19 protein-coding genes are annotated in these 23,318 nt (G+C 71.0%); 9 read left to right on the top strand and 10 right to left on the bottom strand.

What is annotated here, in order from left to right:
* Nucleotides 1-42: 42 nt before the first annotated feature.
* The 3 genes from WME85_RS42695 to WME85_RS42685 all read right to left on the bottom strand — a co-directional run bounded on the left by WME85_RS42695 (nt 43) and on the right by WME85_RS42685 (nt 2,621).
* Complete coding sequence (locus WME85_RS42695) at nt 43-639, bottom strand: 2-hydroxychromene-2-carboxylate isomerase (RefSeq protein ID WP_437829933.1); 597 nt, start codon at nt 637-639, stop codon at nt 43-45.
* A 22-nt stretch (nt 640-661) separates the two neighbouring features.
* Complete coding sequence (locus WME85_RS42690; RefSeq protein WP_437829932.1) at nt 662-1,636, bottom strand: CmcJ/NvfI family oxidoreductase; 975 nt, start codon at nt 1,634-1,636, stop codon at nt 662-664.
* A 73-nt stretch (nt 1,637-1,709) separates the two neighbouring features.
* Nucleotides 1,710-2,621, bottom strand: coding sequence for a LysR substrate-binding domain-containing protein (locus WME85_RS42685; RefSeq protein ID WP_437829929.1), 912 nt, complete (start codon nt 2,619-2,621; stop codon nt 1,710-1,712).
* A gap of 600 nt (nt 2,622-3,221) precedes the next feature.
* Here WME85_RS42685 and WME85_RS42680 point away from each other — a divergent pair.
* Nucleotides 3,222-3,668 carry a DUF2147 domain-containing protein gene (locus tag WME85_RS42680; protein WP_437829926.1) on the top strand — a complete coding sequence of 149 codons (447 nt, stop codon included), beginning with the start codon at nt 3,222-3,224 and terminating at the stop codon, nt 3,666-3,668.
* A gap of 175 nt (nt 3,669-3,843) precedes the next feature.
* Here WME85_RS42680 and WME85_RS42675 read toward each other — a convergent pair whose 3' ends face one another.
* The 3 genes from WME85_RS42675 to WME85_RS42665 form a co-directional block, all read right to left on the bottom strand.
* Nucleotides 3,844-5,097, bottom strand: a complete 1,254-nt coding sequence (locus tag WME85_RS42675) for a cytochrome P450 (RefSeq protein ID WP_437829924.1) — start codon at nt 5,095-5,097, stop codon at nt 3,844-3,846.
* A gap of 567 nt (nt 5,098-5,664) precedes the next feature.
* Nucleotides 5,665-6,378, bottom strand: coding sequence for a hypothetical protein (locus WME85_RS42670; RefSeq protein ID WP_437829923.1), 714 nt, complete (start codon nt 6,376-6,378; stop codon nt 5,665-5,667).
* The gene (locus WME85_RS42665) at nt 6,375-7,142 is read right to left on the bottom strand and encodes a hypothetical protein (protein WP_437829922.1); all 768 of its coding nucleotides are present in this window, start codon (nt 7,140-7,142) and stop codon (nt 6,375-6,377) included. Before WME85_RS42665 ends, WME85_RS42670 begins: the two co-directional genes overlap by 4 nt.
* Before the next feature lie 629 nt (nt 7,143-7,771).
* Here WME85_RS42665 and WME85_RS42660 point away from each other — a divergent pair.
* The 3 genes from WME85_RS42660 to WME85_RS42650 all read left to right on the top strand — a co-directional run bounded on the left by WME85_RS42660 (nt 7,772) and on the right by WME85_RS42650 (nt 12,294).
* Complete coding sequence (locus WME85_RS42660; RefSeq protein ID WP_437829920.1) at nt 7,772-8,578, top strand: cyanophycinase; 807 nt, start codon at nt 7,772-7,774, stop codon at nt 8,576-8,578.
* 24 nt (nt 8,579-8,602) lie between these two features.
* Entirely contained in the window at nt 8,603-11,287 is a 2,685-nt protein-coding gene (gene cphA / locus WME85_RS42655; protein WP_437829918.1) for a cyanophycin synthetase, read from the top strand.
* A gap of 137 nt (nt 11,288-11,424) precedes the next feature.
* Nucleotides 11,425-12,294, top strand: a complete 870-nt coding sequence (locus tag WME85_RS42650) for a cyanophycinase (RefSeq protein ID WP_437829916.1) — start codon at nt 11,425-11,427, stop codon at nt 12,292-12,294.
* A gap of 146 nt (nt 12,295-12,440) precedes the next feature.
* Here the strand turns inward: WME85_RS42650 and WME85_RS42645 are convergent, their stop codons facing one another.
* From WME85_RS42645 to WME85_RS42635, 3 genes are all read right to left on the bottom strand, one after another.
* Nucleotides 12,441-14,528, bottom strand: coding sequence for a right-handed parallel beta-helix repeat-containing protein (locus WME85_RS42645; RefSeq protein WP_437829913.1), 2,088 nt, complete (start codon nt 14,526-14,528; stop codon nt 12,441-12,443).
* Nucleotides 14,529-14,619: 91 nt separating this feature from the next.
* A complete protein-coding gene (locus WME85_RS42640) occupies nt 14,620-15,891 on the bottom strand; it encodes an SPRY domain-containing protein (protein WP_437829910.1) in 1,272 nt (423 codons plus the stop codon).
* A 450-nt stretch (nt 15,892-16,341) separates the two neighbouring features.
* The gene (locus WME85_RS42635) at nt 16,342-17,292 is read right to left on the bottom strand and encodes a protocatechuate 3,4-dioxygenase (RefSeq protein WP_437829908.1); all 951 of its coding nucleotides are present in this window, start codon (nt 17,290-17,292) and stop codon (nt 16,342-16,344) included.
* Nucleotides 17,293-17,532: 240 nt separating this feature from the next.
* Here WME85_RS42635 and WME85_RS42630 point away from each other — a divergent pair, with 240 nt between their 5' ends.
* Together WME85_RS42630 and WME85_RS42625 are read left to right on the top strand one after the other, a co-directional pair.
* Complete coding sequence (locus WME85_RS42630; protein ID WP_437829905.1) at nt 17,533-18,204, top strand: response regulator transcription factor; 672 nt, start codon at nt 17,533-17,535, stop codon at nt 18,202-18,204.
* A complete protein-coding gene (locus tag WME85_RS42625; protein ID WP_437829903.1) occupies nt 18,201-19,856 on the top strand; it encodes a sensor histidine kinase in 1,656 nt (551 codons plus the stop codon). Before WME85_RS42630 ends, WME85_RS42625 begins: the two co-directional genes overlap by 4 nt.
* Here the strand turns inward: WME85_RS42625 and WME85_RS42620 are convergent.
* Nucleotides 19,826-19,963, bottom strand: a complete 138-nt coding sequence (locus tag WME85_RS42620; protein ID WP_437829901.1) for a hypothetical protein — start codon at nt 19,961-19,963, stop codon at nt 19,826-19,828. The genes WME85_RS42625 and WME85_RS42620 overlap by 31 nt on opposite strands.
* Before the next feature lie 534 nt (nt 19,964-20,497).
* Between WME85_RS42620 and WME85_RS42615 the strand changes: the two genes are divergently transcribed.
* The 3 genes from WME85_RS42615 to WME85_RS42605 are packed head-to-tail and all read left to right on the top strand — an operon-like array spanning nt 20,498 to nt 23,216.
* Entirely contained in the window at nt 20,498-20,884 is a 387-nt protein-coding gene (locus WME85_RS42615; RefSeq protein WP_437829899.1) for a hypothetical protein, read from the top strand.
* Nucleotides 20,884-21,147, top strand: coding sequence for a hypothetical protein (locus WME85_RS42610; RefSeq protein ID WP_437829897.1), 264 nt, complete (start codon nt 20,884-20,886; stop codon nt 21,145-21,147). Before WME85_RS42615 ends, WME85_RS42610 begins: the two co-directional genes overlap by 1 nt.
* Before the next feature lie 23 nt (nt 21,148-21,170).
* Nucleotides 21,171-23,216 carry a sigma 54-interacting transcriptional regulator gene (locus tag WME85_RS42605; RefSeq protein WP_437829896.1) on the top strand — a complete coding sequence of 682 codons (2,046 nt, stop codon included), beginning with the start codon at nt 21,171-21,173 and terminating at the stop codon, nt 23,214-23,216.
* Nucleotides 23,217-23,318 lie beyond the last annotated feature (102 nt).

Below are 23,318 nucleotides of genomic sequence, written 5' to 3'. Positions count from 1 at the left end.
GTCGACAGCCCGGTGCCGTCCGCGTGCCCGGCGGGCGTGGGGTCACCCGGCGCTTGCCCTGGCCAGCGCCTCCTCCAGCCTGTCGTTGCCCCAGAACATCTCGTCGCCGACGAAGAAGGTGGGCGCGCCGAAGATCTTGCGGAGGATGGCCTCTTCGCTGAACGCCCGCAGCCTGGCCCTGCGCGGCTCTGCGTGGGCCTCTTGCACATGCTTGCGGCCGTCCAGCCCGAGCTCATCGAGGACCTGCACCGCCACCTCGTCGGTGTTGATGTCCCTGTCCTCGGCGAAGTTCAGCTGCATCACCCGCCGGCAGTAGTCGCCCACCCAGGGCTGCTCGGCAAAGGCGGCGGCCACGCGCATGGTGTGCACCGCCGCGCGCGGAAAGGTGGTGGGGCGGCGCCATGGCACGCCGTATCTGGCGCACTGGCGGGCGGTGTCCATGAACGCGTATTCGCCCTTTTCCTTCTGCAGCACGAAGGGCGAGGTGTCCCATCCCAGGCGCTTGAAGACCGGGCCCAGCAGGAACGGGCGCCAGACGATGTCGACCCGTGCATCCCGCGCCAGCGGCGTGATCCGGGAGACGGCGATGTAGCTGTAGTTGCTGCCGAAGTCGAACCAGCACTCGACCTGTCCTGTCATGGGTCCTCCTTGTTCGTCGCGTTCAGTCGTAGACCACGAGGCAGCGCACCTCGATGCTGCGCCGCAAGGGCGCGTCGCTCGGGATGTGGGGCAGGTCGAAGGCGGCGTGGGGCGTGAAGCGCGAGGTGCCGCTCGCTCGCGAGTCAAACTGCTTGAAGACCAGCGCCTCGTGGGTGTCCATTTCCGAGAAGTAGGCCCAGCGGTGGCCGGGCGCGTGGTGCGATAGGTAGATCTCGCCGACCCGGCGCGGGTAGCGCAGCTCCGCGGGCACCAGGTCAGCCATGTTCACGCTGGTGGCGTCGCACACCGCCAGCGGGGTATCCCTCACGACACCGCCGATCGAGCGCCAGATGTTGACGATGCTGTAGCGGCGCACCGCGGCAGCGGCCTCAGGATCGTCGAGCACCAGGTGGAGGCGCCTGCGGCCGCTGTCTTCCGAGTAGTCGTTGTGAACCCGGCCCGCCGCCGCGGGCGCGCCCCCGGCGCCGCGGCGGCCAAAGGTCAGGGGCGGGCGGCCTTCCTCGCGTTGGCGCACCAGGTGGTCGAACACGAAGCCGCGCGAGGCGCCGGTGACGAGGCAGGCCAGCTCCACGCACTCCGGGTAGTAGACGGCCTGGAGCGCCTCCTCATGGAAGCTGCGCAGGCGCGACGGCGCGTCCCACAGCTCGAAGCCCTCGTGGTGGATGCGGGGCGGGGCGGGCGCGAGGCGCGCGTCGACGATCGGCACCTCGCGCAGGTCGTGCTCGAAGTTCTCCCAGGGCACATCCGGGCCTGTATCAACCAGGTGAATGACCGGCCGGGCGTCTGCCGGCTTCAGATAGCCCACCGTGCCGCGCACGAACGGCACCCGAGGGCGAGATGGCGTGAACGCCGGCCCCTGGCTGCCGCGCGGGGAGGTGGCGGGCAGGGGGTCGGCGAGCGTGGCGGGAAGGGAGGTAACGGACGTAACGGACGTCAAGGACTTCTCCTTGTGAATGGACCGCGGGGGCGCGGGCACACGTCCATTTCACGTCGCCGGTGATGGACCCTCAAGTGAGATTTCGGGCGGGCTCGCATTCCCGGCACGCAAGTCAGTGCGTGCCCGAGGCGGCCTGGCGGCGTATCCATTGGCACACCCGCTGCACGTCGGGCGTGGGGCTGGGATCGGATTGGACCAGCCAGTACTCATGGGACGATGTCCACTGCCCCTGGTCCCATCCCAGCGCCTCCAGGCTGCCGGCCTTGACCAGCGGTGCGACGAGGGCCGAGCGGCCCAGCGCCACGCCCCGCCCGCTGGTGGCGGCATGGATGAGCTGGTCATACTGGTTGAAGCGGATGATGCCCCGGGGCTTCAGCCGTTCCAGCCCCATCAGCTCGAGCTTCTCGTTCCACTGCAGCCAGGGCCGCTTCGGATCGTCGAGCTCCAGCAGCACGTGCTGCTTGACCACGTCGGCCGCCGGCCGGCCGCGCAGTCGCAGCGACGGATGGGCCACGGGCACCAGCGTCTCTCCGAACAGGGGCACCGCGCCTTCCGGCGCGGCGCCGGGCGCGCAGTAGCGGATGGCGATGTCCACGCCTTCGGCACGCAGGTCCATCAGCTTGTTGCTGGTGGCGATGCGCACGTCCACGTCCGGCAGCTCTTCGTTCAAGGCGCCGAGGCGCGGCACCAGCCACAGGCCGACGACGCCGATGCTGGCGGTGATCGTCACCGGCTGCTTCTCGTGGCGCCTGTGCATCGCCGCCACCGCGTCCTGCAGCTGTTGCACCGCCATGTCGGCGACCTTGAAGAACCTCTCACCGTCGACCGTGAAGCGGATCGACCGGTGGCCGCGCACCAGCAGCTTCACGCCGAGCGCCTCTTCCAGGGCCGACACCTGGCGGCTGACGGCAGACTGGGTCAGACACAGGTCCTCGGCGGCCAGGGTGATGCTCATGCGCCGGCCGACGGCGACGAAGCCCTTGACGAGATCGAGCGACGGAAGCCGGACGAGAGGCAGTGACATGCTCAGCGCTCATGTGAAGTGGACGTCAAGGATCGTGGGACGGCGGCCTGTCCGTCAAGCGGGTGACTCGCGGCAGGACCAGGTCCGGGGGAGATCAAGGGTTCGTGGCATCACCGGTCCCACCGTACGGCCACGCTGTACGCGCTGGTTGACATAGAGCACCTTACATGACCGCCTCAGTCGGCGGGATCGCACCGGCGCAGGACGGACGCGCGGCCGAGGCGCGGACCATGGGCAGATCGGCCAGGACGGGATCCAGCCCCGTAGCATCGATCGTTCGCTGGCCACCAGATGTCCCGGCGACGCGCTGCACGGCGCCGTTGCGCTCCACGAGCCCGCTCGGTACCCTCGGGGGAAAGATGACGTCCACCGCGCCGCAGGGCTGCTGCGAGAGGGGCCATGTCCACCGTTCGGCGCCGCCTCTGACCAGAGCCCTGCCTCCCGCCGCCGCTCCCTCCGGCCCGATGAACAAACGGCGCGGCGCCTCGTCCCCCCTCCAAGGCATGTTGCACACGGCGGCGCACGCCGACATGCGAATCAAGCACCACGCCAGGGCCGAACGCCGTGGCTTCGCGGACCGATGAAAGGAGTTTTGACGACATGAAGAGGTTCCTGGCTCTCTCTGCCGCCCTGGGTTGCTCCCTCGCCACTTCGCTCGCGCTCGCGGCTCCTCTCCCCGTGATCGGCCAGTGGCGGACGATCGATGAGCAGGGGGTCGAGCAGTCGGTGGTGGAGATTTACGAGAAGGGCGGGAAGATCTTCGGCAGGATCGTGAGCCTGAAGCAGCCGCTCGACGAGAAGGGGAAGCCGAAGCTCTGCACCGCCTGTGAGGGTGCCGACAAGAACAAGCCCCTTGTGGGGCTCGTCATCATCAGGAACATGGTCCGCGATGACGACGAGTACGATGACGGCACGATCCTGGATCCGAACAACGGCGAGACCTATAGCTGCAAGCTCGAGGCGATCGAGGGCGGGAAGAAGCTGAAGGTGCGCGGCTTTCTGGGCATCTCCCTCCTCGGCAGGACCCAGACCTGGCTGAAGAAGTAAATCTTCTTTTTCGCCGGCGTTCTTCTTCCTGGTCGGCTGGGACCCTTCTTCTGTTCGCGGCGTACCTGATGCGCCGTCTTGCCAGGCCACGTCACGACGGGCTTCCGTCGCTCGCTGCAGCATCGAGCGCGCTCGGCTCTCCTGCGACCAGGGGTCGGGGCGGAGCCCGAGTGAGCTACGGGGCGTCCCAGCGCACCGGGAGCCGCTTGAGGCCGCGGAAGAACAGGTTCATGTCGTACTCGGGCTCGAAGTCGGGCGCGAGCCGCAGGTTCGGCAGGCGCGCGCGCAGGACCTCCAGGGCGATGCGCCCCTCGATGCGCGCGAGCGGCGCCCCGACGCAGAAGTGGACGCCGTAGCCGAACCCGAAGTGACGGTTCGGGTTCTCGCGGCGGATGTTGAACTTGTCGGGGCTCTCGAACACCGTCTCATCCCGGTTGGCCGCCGCGTAAACGAGGTGCAGCTTCGCCCCTTCAGGGAGAGAGGCCCCTCCGAGCTCCACCTTCGTCGTCGTGGTCCGGGGCTCGCACTGCACCGGGGAGTGGAACCTCACCCCCTCCTCGAACGCCGCCAGGAACAGGCCGGGATCGCCGCCGAGCCCGCGCCAGACCTCCGATTGCTGGAGCAGCGAGAACAGGGCGGTTCCGAGCGCGTTGGTCGTCGTCTCGTGTCCCGCGACGAAGAGGATGACCATTTGCTGGACGATCTCCGCCGTCGTGAAGCTCTCCCCGTCGACGCGCGCCTCGACCATGGCCGTCGTCAGGTCGTCCCGGGGGCTCCGCCGCCGTTCTTCGATCATCGCCTGGCAGTATCGCCCGTAGGCCAGGATCCCGCGCACGCGCTCGAGCCGCCTCTCCGGGGGCTCGTTCCCTCCCAGGAGGAACATGAAGTCGTCAGTCCACGCCTTCATCTGCGGCAGATCGGCGCGCGGGATGCCCATCATGTCGCCGATCACCCGGATCGGGAGCGGGTACGCGAGCTGCGCCACCATGTCCGCCCCACCGTCCTTGACGAGCCCGTCGACCAGCTCGTCCGTGACCGCGCGGACCATCGGCTCGAGAAGGGCGATGCGCCGGGGGGTGAACGCCTGGGAGAAGAGCGCGCGGACGCGCGTGTGGGTCGGCGGATCGTTGTTGATCAGGCCCTGGGTCCGGAAGACGTCGAAGCCCTGCTCGAGGAGCGCCTCCGCCTCCGGCGCGAGCGGGATGACGGGCGTCATGTTGTGCACGGACGAGAAGCGCGCCGGATCCCTCGTGATCTCGACGATCTCGCTGGCCCCGGTGACGAACCAGAAGTCGAAGAGCGGGCTGTAGCACACCGGCGCCTCGCGCCTTGCCCGGGCATAGAAAGCGAAAGGATCCGTGGCGAACCCTGGCTCGAACGGATTGAACCCTCGGCCGAGCTCGGAGCCTGCGGCAGAATGTGATGACATTGTAAACGGTCCTCCCTATGACGGTCCTATCATGGCGGGAGATCTCGGGGGCCGCGGACGAATCACGCGAGAGAAAAAGGGTAGCAGGCGTGGAGCCACGGGGCGGCTCGACAACCACAGTGCTCCTCGCTGGACACCCTGGTCGCGTTGCTACGCGGCGTCGCGGTGCCGTCCGCGGTGCGCGCCGCGCGGCCCGGGACCGACGCTGCCGCGCTGCTGTTCGGCGCCCTGCGCCTGCTGCGGGGCACCTCATGACGAGGTGGTCGCGCGCCGGGTTGCCGGAGAGATTACAGGCCGCCTTCAGCCGCCGTCATGGACCTCGTAGCCCTTCGGGGGCACGCGCTCTCCCGAGATGACGTACGCGCGGTAGTTGATCCGGGGATCGGCATCAAAGCGTCTTTATCAGCGCGTGTTTGCCACCTGTGTTGTATGCGACCCTCAGTCAGCCCACGTGCGCGTGTGATCGCGCGTGCGCACCATCGCGAGCAGAGGATTGCCGTGCCGCGCGTCTCCGGCGTCGCGGGGCGGCGGTGCGGCGACACCGTCGAGCGGGTGGCCCGATGAGGGCTAACGCGGCGCGGGCAGGGGCGGCGGCGCGGGCGTGTCCATCTGCTGCTCCGGCGAGGGGGACTCGCCTCCTGGCGTGGCCGCGGGAGCCGGCGCTGGCGCGGCCGCAGGAGCCGGCTCTGGCGCGGCTTCCGGCGAGGTCCCGGGGGCTGGCTGCGGCGGCGGCTCGGGCCCGGCGGGCGGCGGGTACGTGAGGTCATCGCACGTGGCGCCGAGGCTCCCGACCGCGTCGTTGTAGTAGTTCATCGCGTCGAGCGCGTGGCCGTGCGCCCTCTCCTTCGCCGGCCTGGAGAGCGCCCCGAGCACGACGGCCGTCACGGCGACGGCGACGCCCGTGCCGAGGATCGCGCCCATGGCGACCTCGTCCTTGTCGTAGAAGTAGAGCCCCGAGAGCCCGCCGAGGCTGCCCACCCCGAGCACCACGCCGAGCGTCGAGAGCGTCGTGGCGGAGCGCCCGCTCTGCGACGCCTGGCGCGCGTGCTCGCGCGCCTCGGGGACACAGCGCACGAAGCGCTCCAGGCCGTCGTAATGATAGCTCTCCGCCACCTTCTGGCCGCCGGCCCACAGCGTGAAGCCGTCGTCGTAGCTCGCCGTGAGCTCGCCCCGGGCCAAGACCCGCGGCGAGTACCTCGTGTGTCCGTGGGTGCAGCCGAGGTGCGCGCTGCCGAGGACGCACGCGAGCAGGGCGATCGAGGGCCGCTTCGAAGGCCTCACGGGACCTGCGCCCCCGGCGCGGCGACAGCGCACGGCGAGCCGGGGGTGCGCGCGAGGTCGTTGAAGGCGTTGACGTGGTCGAGCGCGAGCGCCGTGTCCTTCTCTCGCTCGGGGCGCCCCACCGAGAGCCCCACCGCGACGGGCGGCAGCGCGACGAGCGCGACGACCGCGAACGTGGCGAGCAGGAACGCGGCCGCCTCGGCACCGTCGCCGCCACCGCCGCTGCTGCTGCCGCTGCCGCCGGACGGCGCGCTGCCGCCGGGCCGGGACGTGACGCCCCGCGAAGGCGACGCGGGGCTCCGCGCGACGCCCGGCACGGGCCTGTGGAGGTGCGGGGGCGGCGGGGCCACGCCGCGATGCTCGACGACGATGCGCGGGCCGAAGTAGATCGGCACCCAGAAGCCGCCGCTGAAGCGCACGGGCGCCGCCTGCGCGGGATCGCGCGAGGTCCGCTCGAGGTACGGAGGGAGCGCTCCGCCCGTCCCGTCCTCGCCCGAGAGGCACGCCGGGGTCGACCCGCCGATCTCCATGACGACCGCCCCGTCGCGGTACACAGGGCGGGCCCGCCCATCCGGCGGCGGCACGTAGTCGGAGATGTACGAACCGCAGCCCGAAAGCGCAGCGAGCGCGAGGGCGCCAAGGGCGGCGTGCGGGGCGCGCGAGGCGCGCGGGGCGCGCGAGGCGCGCGAGGCGCGCGAGGCGCGCGAGGCGCGCGAGGCGCGCGAGGCGCGCGAGGCGCAGAAGGAAGGTCGAGGTGGCTTCACGGCAACGAACGGGAAGGATATCCGCCGGAGGCCGCCCTGTATAGGGGGCCCACGTCGCGAGCGTGCTGCGACCGCGAAGAGGGAGAGTCAACCACAGAGGCACAGAGGGCACAGAGGAGAGAGAGCTCGAGAAGAGGAGAGAGCGCGACAAGAGGACAGGAGAGAGCGCGACAAGAGGACAGGAGAGACCATTCATCTCTTCTCTCCTCTGTCCTCTGTGTCCTCTGTGCCTCTGTGGTTCATCTCTCTCTCTCTCTCTCTCTCCAACCCGGCATGACGCAGGTGAAGGCCACGCGCCTGATCAGCCGCCTGTAAAGCGCATCACGGCGGCAGCCCCTGGCGAGCGGCCGACGAAGCGCGCGACGCGAGCGCGCCCTACCAGCCAGGCCGAGCCTCTCCCGGTCGAGCCCGCCAGGCGCAAGGGAACGCGCGCCCGCGCGCATCAGGCTGCCTGTCGAGGCAGGACGCCAGCCTCGACCGCGGAGAGGCAATCAGACACCTATGTGGCATTTTGCCATGGTGCAAGTCTGACCGTCGCGCCGAAACGAACCTGAAACGAAGCGGCGCATGGCTTGGCCCGGGCGTTGCGACGGCGGTGACGGCGGCGACAGCAGATGAGCTCCTGAGCCATGGTCCCCGGAACGATCTTTCCGCGCCTGGTGGCCATCGGCGGCGCCGAGGACAAGGAGGGCGAGCGCACCATCTTGCGCGAGTTCGTGCGGCTCGCGGGCGGTAAGGACGCCTGCCTCGTGGTCATCCCGTCGGCCAGCGAGACGCCCGAGGTGGCCGGCGAGCTCTACCGGCGACTCTTCCAGGAGCTCGGGGCCTCGGAGGTCGCCGTGCTCACCATCGCGGCCCGCGACGACGCGCGCAACGAGGCGGCCATGCGGCAGGTCGAGCGGGCGACTGGCACCTTCTTCACGGGGGGCGACCAGCTCCGGATCATGAACCGCCTCGGGGGCACCGGGGTCGACACGATGCTCCACCGGCGGTGCGAGGAGGGGATGATCGTCGGGGGCACGAGCGCCGGGGCGGCGGTCATGTCGTCGACCATGATCGTCGAGGGCGAGACCAGGTCCCCACGGGCAGGCGCGGTGCGCACCGGCCCGGGCCTAGAGCTCCTGCCCGGCGTGATCATCGACCAGCACTTCGCCCAGCGCGGCCGCATCGGCAGGCTCCTCTCCGTCGTGGGCCTGTTCCCCCACTACCTCGGCGTCGGCATCGACGAGGACACCGCCATCGTCGTAGAGGGGCACAACGCCACCGTGATCGGGAGCGGCGCCGTCACCATCGTCGACGCCGGCGGCGCCTCCTTCAACGACGCGGTGGACACCGGCTCGGGAGGCTGCATCACGCTCTGCGGGGTCACCCTGCACTCGCTCCCTCAGGGCCGGAGCTTCGATCTGCTCGAGAGAAAACCCATCGTCGTAGACTGACATCAACACAGCCGAGCTAGCCCCATGCGCATCCTCACCGTCCGTACGCTTCAAGGGCCGAACGTGTTCGCCAGCTGGCCCGTCCTCCGCATGACCCTCGACCTCGAGGACCTCGCCGAGACGAGCAGCGCGGAGGTGCCCCACTTCGTCGACCGCCTGCTGGCCCTTTTGCCGGGCCTCGGCGAGCACCAGTGCTCGCGGGGCAAGCCCGGGGGCTTCGTCGAGCGGCTGCGGGAAGGCACGTACTGGGGCCACATCATCGAGCACGTCGCGCTCCAGCTGAGCGAGCCGGCCGGCATCGGCGTGACCTACGGCAAGACCGTCTACGCCGGGGCGCCCGGCGTTTACGACGTCGTCGTCGAGTTCCAGAACGAGGCCGCGATGCGCCTGCTGCTCGAGGCGGCGTTCGAGCTCGTCACGGCGCTGCTCGAGGGCAGGCCCTACGACGTGGCCGCGAAGGTCGCCGAGGCCGCGCAGGTGGCCGAGGAGACGGCGCTCGGGCCGAGCACGCGCGCCGTGGTCAAGGCGGCCGAGAAGCGCGGCATCCCCTGGTCGCGCCTCAACGACGAGAGCCTGCTCGTGTTCGGCTACGGGAAGCACCGGCGGTTCGTTCAGGCCACCACCTCGTGCAACACGAGCATCGTCGCCGTGGAGATCGCCGGCGACAAGCAGCTCACGAAGGAGCTCCTCGAGCGCGCCGGGCTGCCGGCGCCGAAGGGGGTCGTGGTGAGGACGGCCGGCGAGGCGGCGCGGGCGCTCGGCGAGCTGCGCGCGCCCGTCGTGGTCAAGCCCCTCGACGGCAACCAGGGCAAGGGCGTGTCGCTGAACCTCCGGACCGAGGCGCAGGTGCGCGAGGCGTTCGAGATCGCCCGCCATCACCGCCCTCGCGTCCTCGTCGAGGAGATGGTGAGCGGGCGCAACTACCGCGTGCTCGTGGTGAACGGGCGCGTCGTCGCGGCGAGCGAGCGGCTGCCGGCGCACGTTGTCGGCGACGGCCAGCGCACCGTGGCCGAGCTCATCGAGCTGGAGAACAGGAATCCGCTGCGGGCCAACGGGCACAACGGCGTGCTGACGAAGATCGTCGTCGACGACGTGGTGCGCGCCGGCCTGGCCAAGCAGGGGCGCTCGTTCGACGAGGTGCCGGCGCGCGGCGAGCGGTTCTTCCTGCGCGAGAGCGTCAACCTCTCGACCGGGGGCATCGCGCGCGACGTCACCGACGAGATCCACCCCGAGACGGCCCGCATGTGCGAGCGCGCGGCGCGGGCCATCGATCTCGACATCTGCGGGATCGACCTCGTGGCCGAGGACATCGCGAGGCCCCTCGGCCGCGGCGCGATCATCGAGCTGAACGCCGCCCCGGGCATCCGCATGCACGAGCACCCGACCGAGGGGAAGGCGCGGGACGTGGGCGGCGCGATCGTCGAGATGCTGTATCCGCCGGGCGCGCCGTCGCGCGTCCCGATCGTCTCGATCACGGGCACGAACGGCAAGACCACGACCACGCGCATGGTGGGGCACATCCTCGGGGCGACGGGCGCCACGGTGGGGATGACCACGACCGAGGGCATCTACGTCGGCGAGCACTGCGTCGAGGCGGGCGACACGACAGGTCCGGGGTCGGCGCGCACGATCCTGTTCGACCCGACGGTGGACATCGCGGTGCTCGAGACGGCGCGCGGCGGCATCGTCCGGCGAGGGCTCGGCTACGACTGGTCCGACGTCGCGATCATGACCAATATCGGGCTGGATCACCTCGGCCAGGACGGCATCGAGAGCGTCGAGGACCTCCTCTGGATCAAGATGGTCGTCGCCGAGCGGGTGCGGGAGGGCGGGACGCTCGTGCTCAACGCGGAGGACCCGCTGCTCGCCGCGGTCCCGCAGCACCGCCGCATGGCGAAGCTCTCGCGGAACCTCGTGTTCTTCGCGCTCGACCCGTCCAACGCGGTGCTGCGGGCGCACGTCGCCCAGGGCGGGACGGGCTACACCCTGAAGGACGGCGTCATCGTGGAGCTCCAGGGCGCCGCCGAGCGGCACGTCGTGGAGGCCGCGGAGGTCCCGGCGACCTTCGCGGGCGCGGCGCTCTTCCAGGTCGCCAACGCGATGGCGGCGATCGCCGCCTGCCGCGCCCAGGGCGTGCCGATCGAGACGATCCAGCGCGCGCTCAGGACCTTCGACGCGTGCGGCAAGAACCGCGGCCGCGTGAACCTCTACCAGCTCGAGGACAGCTACGTGCTGGTCGACTACGGCCACAACCCGGGCGCGTTCCGCGCGACGTGCGCGCTCGCGGCGCGGTGGGAGGGGCGGAGGATCACGGGGATCGTGAGCCTGCCCGGCGACCGCTCGAACGCGCTCCTCGAGGCGTGCGCGTGCGAGATCGCGGCGGGCGGGTTCCACCGCATCATCGCGAAGGACGACGGCGACCGGCGCGGCCGCGCGCCGGCGGAGGTCCCGGCCCTCGTGCAGCGGGTCGTGACGGAGGTGAAGCCCGGGCAGCCGTGCCAGGTCATCCCGGACGAGCACGAGGCGATCGAGCACGCGCTGGCGACGGCGGAGCCGGGGGAGGTCATCGTGCTGTTCACCGAGGACGCGCCCCTGATGGGCGAGATGCTCACCCGGATGGGGGCGGTCGCGGTGAACGCGGTGCCCGAGCTGCGGTCCGGCACCCGGGGCCGCGCGCGGCGCCGCGAGCAAGCTGTCGCGGCGGTCTGATATTCGTGCTCATCGAGGGGGGCGGGGCTCGCTGGAGATCCGCGAGGTCATCGCGCGGGGGCGGCGGATGGTGAAGGCAGGGCAGCTCGCCTTCACCGAGCGGTTCCTCGAGCAGAGCAATCGAAAGGTCGAGTTGAATGGTCGCGAGCAAAGGGGGAGCTGACGGGCCGGACAGGGGGCCTCCGGGGGGCGCGCCGCCCGAGCGCCCCGGCGGCGCGCTGGTGCTGATCGGCGGACACGAGGACAAGGAGGGCGAGCGGGAGATCCTGCGCGAGGTGGTGAGCCGCGCCGCCGGGCGGCCGATCGTGGTGGCGACGCTCGCGAGCGAGGTCGCCGGCGAGCTCTGGGACGAGTACAAGCGGGTCTTCCGGGCGCTCGGCGCGGGCGACGTCAGGCACCTCGACATCGTCCAGCGCGACCAGGCCAGGGAGGCGCGCTGGCTGGAGATCGTCGACGGCGCGGGGTGCGTGTTCTTCACGGGGGGCGATCAGCTCAAGATCACGAGCAAGCTCGGGGGCAGCCGCCTCGCCGACGCGATCTGCGCGGTGTACCGGCGCGGCGGCACGATCGCGGGCACCTCGGCCGGCGCCTCGGTGATGAGCGAGACAATGCTCGTGGGCGGGGCAGGCGAGGAGTCCGCGAAGGTGCGCGGCGCCGTCCGCATGGCGCCCGGCCTCGGGCTGGTGCGCGACATCCTCGTCGATCAGCACTTCGCGCAGCGCGGCAGGCTCGGCCGTCTGCTCGGGGCCGTCGCCCATAACCCCCGCTTGCTCGGGGTCGGCATCGACGAGGACACGGCCGCCGTGATCGAGCCGGATCGACGCCTGCGCGCGCTGGGAACGGGCGCAGTCTACGTCGTCGACGGACGCAGGCTAAGCCACACGAACCTCGGCGAAGAGGAGGGGGATCGCGTGCTCAGCCTCTTTGACGTCCGGCTCCATGTGCTCAGCGCCGGAGACTCGTTCGATCTGGAGACTGGCCGCCCGATGAGCGGACAGCCTCGCTGACGTCAGGTAGGTCGCGGATCCTCGCGATTTCGACTTCCGTGGTCCGGGCGCGCTGCGTCGCACTGGGCCTTGGGACACGATTCCCACCTGTCCTGATCGCCCGCGGGGTGAAGCCTGGTCCGGGGGGCCCGCGGCGACGGGCAGCGCTACAGCGGCGGCGGGAGCGGCTCCGGCGGCGCGAGCCCCTCGCTCTTCGCCCGGCAGGGGATGCTCGTGCCCTCGCAGCCGCACCGGTTCTGGCCGCGATCGGCGATCTCCCCCTGGGCGCCGAGCTCCGTCTCCACGTTGAGATCGATGAAGTTGCACTCCATCGTGCTGCGCTCGAGCGCCACCGCGGCGCCGAAGCTCGCGACGGCGGCGCCCTCGCTCGCCTCGATGCGCACGCCGGTCAGCGTCGCCTCCGCGTCCTCCGCGTCCTTGACGATCGTGACGCCGTTCCCGAGCAGCCCCGCGGAGGAGCTCCGGGTATCGCGGACGATCGTGTCCTCCAGCGTGGCCGTGGATCCGAAGATCGCGAGCCCCGACTCGACGCTCTCCTCGACGAGCGATGATCGGAGCACGAAGCTGCTCCGCCCCTCCCGCGCGTGGACCTCGATGCCGCGGCCGAAGCGCCCGTCCGAGGCGCGCGGCAGCGTGCCGCGGACCGCGACCCGCTCCAGCGTCACGTCAGCTCCCTCGATGAAGACGCCGTGTGAGCGGCTCCGCTCGAGGACGGCGCCGCGCGCCGTGACGTCGCCGCGCAGACGGCCGCTGGACGCGACAGCGAGCCCGATACCGTGCTTCTGGTCCTCCTCGCGCGGGAGGGTGTCGCGCACGAGCAGGCCGTCGAGCGAGACGTCGGAGCCGAGGATCGCGACGCCCGCGTAGCGGCTCTGCTCGACGACGACGCGCTGCAGCGTCGCCTCGGATCGCAGGCTCCCCGCGAGGTCGGCGGCGATGTAGACACCCCACCCTGTCTCCAGATCGTCCGGATAAGGCCGCGTGTCGCGGACGACCGTCTCCTCGACGGCGGCGGACGAGCCCTGGACCCAGATCCCCGCCTCCTGGTTGCGCTCGACGACGCTGCGCCTCAGGGTCACGTGCCCCGGCTGGCCCTGGGTGTTCGGCATCGCGAACACGCCCATGCCCGCGGCGTCCGCGTCGACCGCGACGCTGTCGCGGATCACGCTCTCCTCGATGATCGCCTCGGAGGCGATGACGTGGACGCCGGCCCCCCGGCTCTGCTCGACGACGGACGCGCGCAGCGTGAGCGAGGCCGGCGCGCCGCCCGCGCCCCTGTTCGCGCCGGCGCCCGGTCCTCCGGACGCGCTGGTGCCGCGCACGACGGACGACTCGACGACGAGCTCGGCCCCCGCGCTGTGTACGCCGACCGACCGGGCGCCTTCGATGAGCGAGCCGCGGACGGTGAGCTGCGCCGGGCCCTGCTCGTTGTACGCCCTGACGCCCTGGGCGCCGGCGCTGGCGACCCAGACCTCCTCGACCACGACGCCGCGCGCTCCGGTCACCGCGATGCCCTGTCCCGCGCTGCGGACGGCGACGCCCCGTATCTCGGCCGCGTCGGCGCCCTCCCCGACGAGGACGGCAGCGACCGTCTCCGCCCCCGCGCCGGCGATCTCGACGAGCGCGGGGCACCTCCCCCGGAGCCGCACTGGCCTTTCGACGCGCACGTCCTCTGGATAGGTGCCGGCCGCGATCGCGACGACGGCGCCGGGAGCGGCCGCGCCGAGGCCCTCGCCGATCGTCGGCCACGGCCTCATCGCCGTCCCGTCGGGGTCGTTCCCGGCGTAGGCGCCATCGACGAACTGGGTCTCCGCGTCCAAGGGGATATCGCCCCACGGCCCGTCTCCGCACGGCGCGACCTCCCGACAGGCGGTCTCTCCCGGCACGGCCATGGTCCCCGCGGGGCAGGCCGCCGGCGGCAGGACCGGCACGCACGCGCGATCGCCCGGCTCGAAGCCAGCGCCGCAGGCGTCCGGCGGGATGCCCGCCGGCTCGCACCCGGAAGCGGTCGCGAACTCCCCGGGCGCGCACCCCGGCGCGGCAGCCCCGCCGCCGCCACCGCCGTCGCCGCCGTCCGGCGTCGCGGCGGGCGGCCTCGCGGGAGCTTCCCCGTCGCAGGCCGCGAGGGGCCCCGCTGCCGTGAGCGCGAGGAGCGCCCGCAGGGCCATGGCGTGCCTGCACGGCGCGCGTCCCGGCCTCTTTTCGGGGTCGAGCACAGGGATCCTCGTGTTCATGGCGCGCATTCACCTCAACCGGACGAGTGTCTCGGCACCCCGGCGACAGCGTACCTCGGCGTCCGCGCAAGTTGAACAGGCCGCTCGACGCTCAGGGATCGTCCACCACCGTGAACGAGTCCCCGTCGCGGCAGCCCCCGAACGACGTCATGCTCATGCCGGTGATCTCTTCAACAGAGCGGATCAGGTCGGGCGTATCGAGGCCGCCCGGCGCGTTTGGCCACGTGTAGGCGGCCTCGATCCGCGAGCCGTCCTCGTTGTAGATCACCGTGTTGATGGGGATCCCGGCCGGCGCGCTCACCCGGGAAGGCTCGTGGCCCACGAGCACGATCCCTTTGAGCTGGGCGCCCGGATCGACCGTCACGGTCCATTGCGTGAACGCGTACGAGGAGAGCGCCAGCACCATCTCCGAGGTGCGGGAGACGTGTACGCTGGCCTTGGGCCCGCCCTCGCCGCGTTCGTGGATGCCGATGATGTGGAGCTCCGTCGCGTCTTCCGCGGCGGTCTTGTAGCTGGTGAAGTCCCCGCAGGCGGCGTCGACCGGCGCTGGCGGCGCGGGGAGCCCGGCGGGGCCCTCGTCGACGCAGCTCCCGTCGTCGTCCGCCTCGAGGCCCTCGGCGAAGGGCAAGAAGCCTTCGGGCGCGCTGGAGGCGAACTCGCTGGCGCCGAAGTTCACGGTCATCACGTCACCGTCGGAGAGATAGAGCACGGGATAGTACGCGCCGGTGCCGGGGAGCACGAGGATCTCCGCGCCGCCCGCGTCCGCCTCGGGATCCATCCCCTCGAGCCACGCGCCGTTCTTGCGGAAGTACACGCGCCCGGCGTCGAGGTCGAGCGCGACGCCGACGACGTCGCCTTCGGCGAACGGCGCTGCCTGAACGGCGCTGTCCTCGCCGCCGCCGATGCGGGTGCTCCCGTCGCCGCCGCTAGAGATGGTGCCAGTCGTGTTGTACAGGGCGCCCATGTACGCCGTGTCTCCGACCGTGTGGATCACGCCCTCCACGGAGGCCCCGATGTTCTGGGCCCACCAGACGCCGTCGAGCAGGCTGTCGACGGTGACCTCGTAATACCAGCGCCCCCCGACGTGGCTGGCCGCGGCGCGGGCGATCTGGGACCTCTCCGACGCGCTCGCCGTGAGACCGTCGTTCGAGAGCGCGACGGCCCCGTCTCCGCCCTCCTCGTGGGCCACGAGGCCGAGCTTGCAGCGCGCCGAGCCGCTCGGCTCAGGGGGATCCTGGTCCGTCGCCGGCGGCGTCTTCTCGGGACCACCGCCCGTGTTGCCGTTGCCGTTCGCTCCGCCGGGACAGCCGCTGCCGAGGAGCGCCGCGAGCACGCCGAGCGAGAAAAGGAAGCGATGGGTCATCTGATCTCCCGGAGTGGATGTGAACGTCTACGTCAAGGGTGTCCAGAGGAAGGGTGTTGCAGAGCGGTCGTCTCGTCCCCCGTCACGACGATAGGCCCCCTGGAGGGCCGCGCCCTCGACGCGAGACTCGCCCCAGGCCCTCTGAAAAGCAAGAGGCTCGGTCCGCGCGCTTGCCGTCGCGATGCTGCTCGTCGGAAGGTCACCTTGCACGCTCGGATTGGCCTCCTTCGAGCGTGGCTGGGCGTTCACGCCGCTGCCCGCGAGCGCTCCGGCGCGCGCCGCGTCAGCGCAGATCCTCGTCGCGCGGGGCGTCGTGGCGACACCCTCGTGAGGAGTGGCGGCCTCCGGCTTGAGCTTCAATTCTCCCTGGAGGGACCCGGCACCCCGGGAGGCCTCGCAGCCGTTCCCCCGGCTCATCCATCGCGAGGCCCCCGCGCCGCCCCCTCCGGCTCACCCGCCTGGAGGCCCGCCGCCGGGCGGCCCGCCCATGCCGCCTGTCGAGCAAAGCTCGTCCGTGAGCGACGAGCGGACCACGAGCGTCTTCCAGGCGAGCAGCGATCCATCCGCCTGCTTCTCGGTCGATACGACGTACTCCTCGCCGCCGTAGATGGTGTCGTTCGAGTTCGTCGTGTCCGGCTGCCCGAACTCCGCGTAGTCGGGATGGCTCTCGCAGATCTCGGCGGTCAGCTCCTCCGGGAAGAAGAGCTGCGAGGTGACGTACTCTTCTCCTCCAACGCGAACCGTGAAGTGGATGTGAACGGCGCGCCCGGAGTACCAGCCGGGGTAGCAGGTGTCGAAATCGACCCGTCCCTTCGCGTCGGTGGGCTGCACGCCGCGGAAGTACCTGTGGCTCAGCGCGTCCTCGTCGTCGTTCGTGCACATCTCGACCGAGTCGTCCCCCGAGTAGAGCCCGGCGTTCCGCGTGTGCCAGATATCCACGGTGGCGCCGTCGATCGGGGTGCACGTCTCGTCCACGACCAGCAGCGCGAGCCGGACAGGCAGGCCCGGGTAGCCCTCGCTGATGTCCTTGCGCTCGATCGTCTGCGCGTAACAGGGGCCCAGCGTCATCGCGCACGTCAGCGCACAGGCAGCACCCACGCCGTCGGCGAACGGATCCGGGTAGTCGCCCGCCATGGAGGCCGTGCCGCCCGCGGCCCATTCGCCCGCGGCCGTCCCGCCTCCGCCGCCGTTCCCGCCCGCGCCGCCCGCGCCGCCGTTCCCGCCCGCGCCGCCCGCGCCGCCCGCGCCGCCCGCTCCGGCGGCCCCCTGGCTCACGTCCGCGCTGCCGCAGCCCGCGAGGGCCCCGAGCGGCGCGAGCGTCAGGCCCGCGCCGATGCCGTGCAGGAGGCTCCGGCGTGTGAGGGGTCGAGGTGAGTGGCCGCTCTTCGAGTCTCTGGTCATCGTGGTTCCTCCTCGGTGCGAGGGAATGCCTCCGCGCGCGCCGTATGCGCCGGCGCCTCGGCACCTCGTGAACCTGGACCGGACCTCTTACGGAACTCTTAAGCACCGGCGAGCTCGTCCTTCGGAACGTGCGCGGGCTCGGGACGTTATGCGGAGCTCAGGGCCGCGCCGGGGCCCGGCGTGCGCTAGGATCGTGCGCGCCCTCGGTGCACGGCGGAGCGGCGGAGCGCAGGGAAGGCGATGTCGAAACGCGTGCTGGTCATCGAGGACGATCAGGAGCTCGGCGCCCAGGTCGTCCAGCGCCTGCGCGAAGCTGGGTACGAGCCCACGTGGTGGAAGGAAGGCCGGCGCCTCCCGCCGGGCGCGCTGCCGGAGGTCGAGCTCGTCGTGCTGGATCTGATGCTCCCGGGCGCTTACGGGATGGACATGCTCAAGGACCTGCGCGCGCACTCGGAGGTGCCGGTGCTGGTGCTCAGCGCGCGCAACGAGACGGCGGACAAGGTCCGCGCGCTGAAGCTCGGCGCCGACGACTACATGACGAAGCCGTTCTGGCCCGAGGAGCTGGTCGAGCGCGTCCGCGCGCGCCTCCGCCGCCCGACGCTCGGCCGCGCCGACGTCGTCGAGATCGGCCCGCTGCGCATCGATCGCGCGGGGCACGAGGTGCAGGTGCGGGGCGAGCGCGTCGACCTCACGCGCGTCGAGTTCGACCTGCTCGCCGCGCTCGCGGAGCGGCCGGGCGCGGCTGCGACGCGGAGGTGGCTCGCGGAGCGCGTCCTCGATCCGGAGCGCGACGGCACCGAGCGCACGCTCGACGTGCACATGTCGCGGCTGCGCAAGAAGCTCGGGCCCGGCACGTTCATCGAGACCGTCTGGGGGATCGGTTACCGGCTGGTCGCCGAGCAGGAAGCGTGAAGCTCAGGCACCGGCTCGCGGTCACGACCATCGCAGCAGCGCTCCCGGTGATGCTCGCGCTGTCCTGGTACGACGCGGTGATACAGCACCGCGCCGCGGAGCGGATCCTCACCGAGTTCGTCTACGCGCACATGTCCGCGGCGCGCGAGGCGTGCGAGGCGGCCCCGGAGTCCTGGGGTGGAGAGACATCGCGGGGGCCCGGCCCGGGAACGCGCCTGGGTGGACGACCCGGCCCGCCGGGCAGGCCTCCAGGGCGCCGCGGCCCACCGCCCGGCGAGCCGCCGCGCGGCGAGCCCCCACCGTCCAGCGAGCCGCCGCACGGTGAGCTCCCACCGGGCGGCCGGCCGCCGCATGGCGAGCTCCCGCCGCGCGGCGAGCCTCGTCCCCCGCCGCCGCCCGGCTTCGGGCAGCGGCCGCGCGCGCGCCCGGCCGTGCTGTTCGCCTATGACGAGCAGCTCCGCTCCCGGAACCCCGCCGCGCCCCCCATCCCAGAGGCGCTCTCCCGGGCCCTCCAGCAGGCCGACGTCGCCGTCCTGCCGTTCGCGTGGGGGAGCAGCGACGTCGAGGTCCTCGCGCGCATGCCGTGGAGCGCCGGGCCGTGCGCGATCGTCGTCGGGCGCGGCACCACCGACCCGGCGTGGGGCTCGATCCTGCCCGCGACCGAGCTCTGGCTCCTGCCGATGGTCGTCGTGCTCGGCGCGGTGCTCCTCGCCGTGGGCCCCGTGGTACGGCGCATCCGGCGGCTCACCGCGGCCGTGCGGCGCTCGGCCTCCGCGAGCTACGGGAGCCCCGTCGAGGTCCTCGGCCGCGACGAGATCGGCGAGCTCGCGGCCGCCTTCAACGCCGCGGGCGGCGAGATCCGCGCGCAGCTCCAGGAGAAGGACCGGCGCGAGGAGGCGCTGCGCCACTTCCTCGCCAACACGACCCACGACGTGATGATCCCGCTGACCGTGCTGCAAGGGCACCTCGCGACCCTCCGGCAGCGCGCGGGCGAGGGCCAGCCCGCCGACGTGGGCGTGCTCGTCGCGGCGATGGACGAGGCCCACTACATGGCCTCCCTCCTGCACAACCTCGCGACCGTGGCGCGGCTCGACGCGGCGGAGGCCGCGCTCCAGCGCAGCGAGGTGGACCTCAACGCGCTCGTCCTGCGGGTCATCGGCCGCCACGGGCCCATCGCGCGGCAGGCGGGTGTCGCGATCGAGGGCGCCGTGCCCCCCGAGCCCCTCGTCGTCCAGGCCGACGTGACGCTGATCGAGCAGGCCGTGAGCAACGTCGCGTACAACGCGGTCCGCTACAACCGCCCCGGCGGACACGTCGCGGTCATCCTGGAGCCGGCCGCGCCGGGCCGCTTTTCTCTGCGCGTGATCGACGACGGCCCGGGCATCGACCCCGCCGCGCTCTCGAAGCTCGTCGCGCGAGGCGCTCGCGCCGACGAGGCGCGCACGCGCGCGCCGGAAGGCCAGGGGCTCGGGCTGCACATCGCCTACCGCGCGGCGGAGCTCCACGGCTTCCGCCTGACCTTGCGCCCGTCCGAGCACGGCGGGCTCGAGGTGGAGCTCGGGGGCGCGCTCTCGCGGGCCCCGGAGGGACCGCCGGGTTCGGCGCCGGCGTCACGGGCCGGTCAGGGCGACCCGAGCAGTCCGCTGCCCTGAACCACGACGAGCGCCGCGACGTGAGCCGCGGCGTGGCTGTAGGCGAGGAGGAACGCCGGCCAGCGCCACGTCTTCGTCTCGCGCCGGACCGCCGCCACGGTGCTCATGCACGCAGGCCACGGCGGATCACGGGGTGCTGTCCGATGTAGCTGCACAAGGATGTGGTCGAAGCGGAGGTATCCTCCCGACGGCTGCGGGGGCCGGGTGATGAACGCGGGGAGAGCACCTGCGAGCGAGGTCCTTCGCCGGGCCGGATGGCGCGTTGGGCGATCCGAATCGCCTGCCTGGCCGACGTACGACGCCGACCCGAGGTCGAGCACGAGATGCTGCTCGGCCTCGGCGTCGTACGTCGGCAGGCCTCGAGGCGAACCTCTGCGACTTCTGGTCGGGCTCGATCCCTGACCGGCTCTCGGGCGGCGGCCCTGCTCCGCGCCAGCGGATCATGATCCGATCATGATCGGATCATACTCCGGGGTCGATCTCCCCCTTCTCGCCCGGGGTCCGCGCCCGTCGACGCGAACCTTACGCCCCGATAAAATTTAATAATATTGAATGCTTACGCGCGGAGCAGGGAGCTGGCACGCGCTCTGCTCAAGGGGGGGAGAGAGCCCGCCGCAGCGGCCGGCCCAAGGAGAGAAACCATGAAAGCAAAGCGCAGCGCTCGCAGCTCCACCCCGAACACCCGCTCGTCCCTGCTCGCCCCGCGCGCCTCCGACGCCGCAGCCGTCGGTGCGCAGATTGGCACCATGATCGTCAACGTCATCCAAGCCAGGACGGCGTGTCAGGATCGGTGCCATCAGCGAGAGGTCCTCCTTGCCGCCGCGATCCAGCAGGCTCGCGCCCGGGACGCGGAGGCGGCCCGCCGGCACCAGGCGTTTCACGGCACCCTCGCGCTCGCCGCGAGGCTCGCGGAAGGAGGTCACGTGGAGCAGTCCCTGGAGGTCCTCTCCCTCGGGATCGGGCTGCTGCCCCCGGTGGAGGTGAGCCCCCTGCCGCTCATCGCCACGGCCATGCTGGAGGGAGTGTGATGGACCATCTCCTCACGGTTGGCGTGCTGTTCCTCACGACGTTCGCAGAAACCTTGATCATGGAGGAGGTACGGAGCGAGGAGCGGGCGCACAGGCAGCGCCTCGCAGCGCAGCTCCAGCGCGAGCACACGCGGCTCGTGGCACAGAGAGCCGCTCGAGCACGAGAAGGCCGGGCGGCGCTCGAACGACTGCGGCTTGCTTCGTCCGACCCGCGCTGGCAAGAACAGATCGATTTGCTCCTCGCCAAGATGACAACAGGCTGAATCAAGCAACGATAACCACGACCATGGAATCGATCTCGCTTATAGACGAAATCCCGCAGGACCCCGATGAAATCATCGCGGTCAAGTACATGTGGCGAAAGCTCGACGAGCAGATCGAGCAGGAGGAGGGGACCTGGCACAAGGGGGCCCCCCCTCCTGCGTTCCGAGAGCTGCTCGAGCTTCGGTACGGACCGCTCTCGACGCTCGAAAGGAGGCGCGGGCAATCCGCGGTCGACGCTGTGAAGAACGCCGTCGCCGGCGCTCGTGAGCCCATCGAGAGCGGAATGCGCGCATACGCTCTCCCGTGGAGCGAGGAACGCGCCACCAGGGCCGTCGGCTGGTTTCAGCGACACCTCGACGATAGGTGGCCGAAGGGCATCGACTTTCTCGCCGAGGATCTGCCCACCCTCTACGCGGCCTGTCTCGCCATGGACATAGCGCGCCTGCGAGACAAGCGCGTGAGCGACGACCCATTCCCCGCACCTCCCGTCTTGATCACCGGGCCGACGGGGACGGGCAAGGAGCTCCTGGCGAAGGCGATCCACCTGCGGAGCAACCGTGAGCCGCAGCCGTGGAACATGAACGAGCTCAAGCAGTTTGGTGCGCTTAACTGCGGCGGCTTGCCCACGGAGCTCCTGGAGAGCGAGCTGTTCGGCCACGTAAAGGGCGCGTTCACAGGCGCGAGCAAGACCAAGATCGGATTCGTGAAGCAATACGAGAACGGCACGCTCTTCCTTGATGAGATCGGCGACATGCCCGCGGAGGTTCAGGTCCGGCTCTTGCGCTTCCTGAACAACGGCGACTACCGCGCCGTGGGTTCCAACAAGATCGACCGTGCGACGCCGCGGGTCATCTCGGCCACGCACGTCAACCTTCATGCCAAGGTCGGCGAGCGGGCGTTTCGCGAAGACCTGTTCTTTCGAGTTCGAGGACGACAGATCCGCCTCCGAGGCCTCAAGGACCGACCTGAGCATCGTCTCCGGGTGCTGATCGACCGCTTCCTGGCTCAGGAGGCCCAGCGCCAGGACCGTCCGCAGCCCACGCTCACCCAGCGGGCATGGGTCGCCCTCTGCGTGCATGAGTGGCCTGGCAACATGCGCGAGCTGAGGTACAGCGTGGAACGGCTGGTCGACGAGGCGCGACCAGGGCGGGTGCTCGATCTGGACGAGCTCGATCCGGAAGTCGCGTTGCGTTATCACCAGGTGATAGAGCCGCAACGGCAAGACGTGCTCGCCGCCATGGCCGAGCGGGAGCGAGGCGATGAGCCCCGGAGCGCCATCGTGCTGATACAGCGGCTCGGTAACCGTTATGCGCAGCAGCAGAAGCGCGAGGACACCCGCGCGGCGACCCTGCGGCGCACCGCGACGCTGATGGGTCGGCTCGCACGGAACGTCGGCCTCGACGATCAAGTCTCCGTTCACGTCGATGCGCTCCGGCTCGCGTCTGAGCATGCCACCATCCGCGAGTTCCAGACGGCGTGGCTCGAGGCCGTGAAACAGCACGCTTCGGCATCTGGGCTCGACGTCGAGGAGGTCACTCAGCTGTGGCAGTCGCGGCTGGACAGCCAGGCCGCGGCGGTCCTCGCGAAGCAGAAGGTGCTGGAGCAGAGAATGACCGAGACCAGCAAAGCCTATGCCGTACCGAATCTGGCTGCATTCCTGATGCAAACGGCCGAGACCGGCGCGATCCCACATGTCCGAAAGCTTCTTGAGCTGCTCGAATCCGCAACGGAGCTCGCCCAGGTGCCGCCCCTCGACGAGGGGTTCCGAATGCTGGTTGAGAGCATCAAGGGGCTCTCTCCGGAACAGCTGAAGACTCAGATCAAGAGCCTCTTCACCGAAGGGACGGGCGATGAGGCCGGCGACGTGACGTGGAATGAAATCAAAGACAACATTGAATTAATAGACTTACTGGTCGAAGCCCACGGAGGGAACGCCGCAGCAGCCGCACAAAGGCTCGGCATCGCGAAGGAGACGCTCTACCGTACACGGGCGGCCCTGCGTGGCCCGGACAAGGAGGGCAGCGGTAGCGCCGATGCCCCTCCGAAAGGCTCGAAGCCACGAAAATGAGCCTACGGCTCGCGGAGCACACGGAACAGCCAGACGGACCTTCCAGCGGCAGTGCGGCTTCACGGAGGGAGAGCTCCGGTGCATCTTCGTCGAGTCGCAGCC

It is taken from the genome of Sorangium sp. So ce1153 (assembly GCF_051521595.1).
Lineage (GTDB): Bacteria > Myxococcota_A > Polyangia > Polyangiales > Polyangiaceae > Sorangium.
Note: the sequence above shows the minus strand (reverse complement) of the source record. Positions and strands in the feature narration are given on the sequence as shown.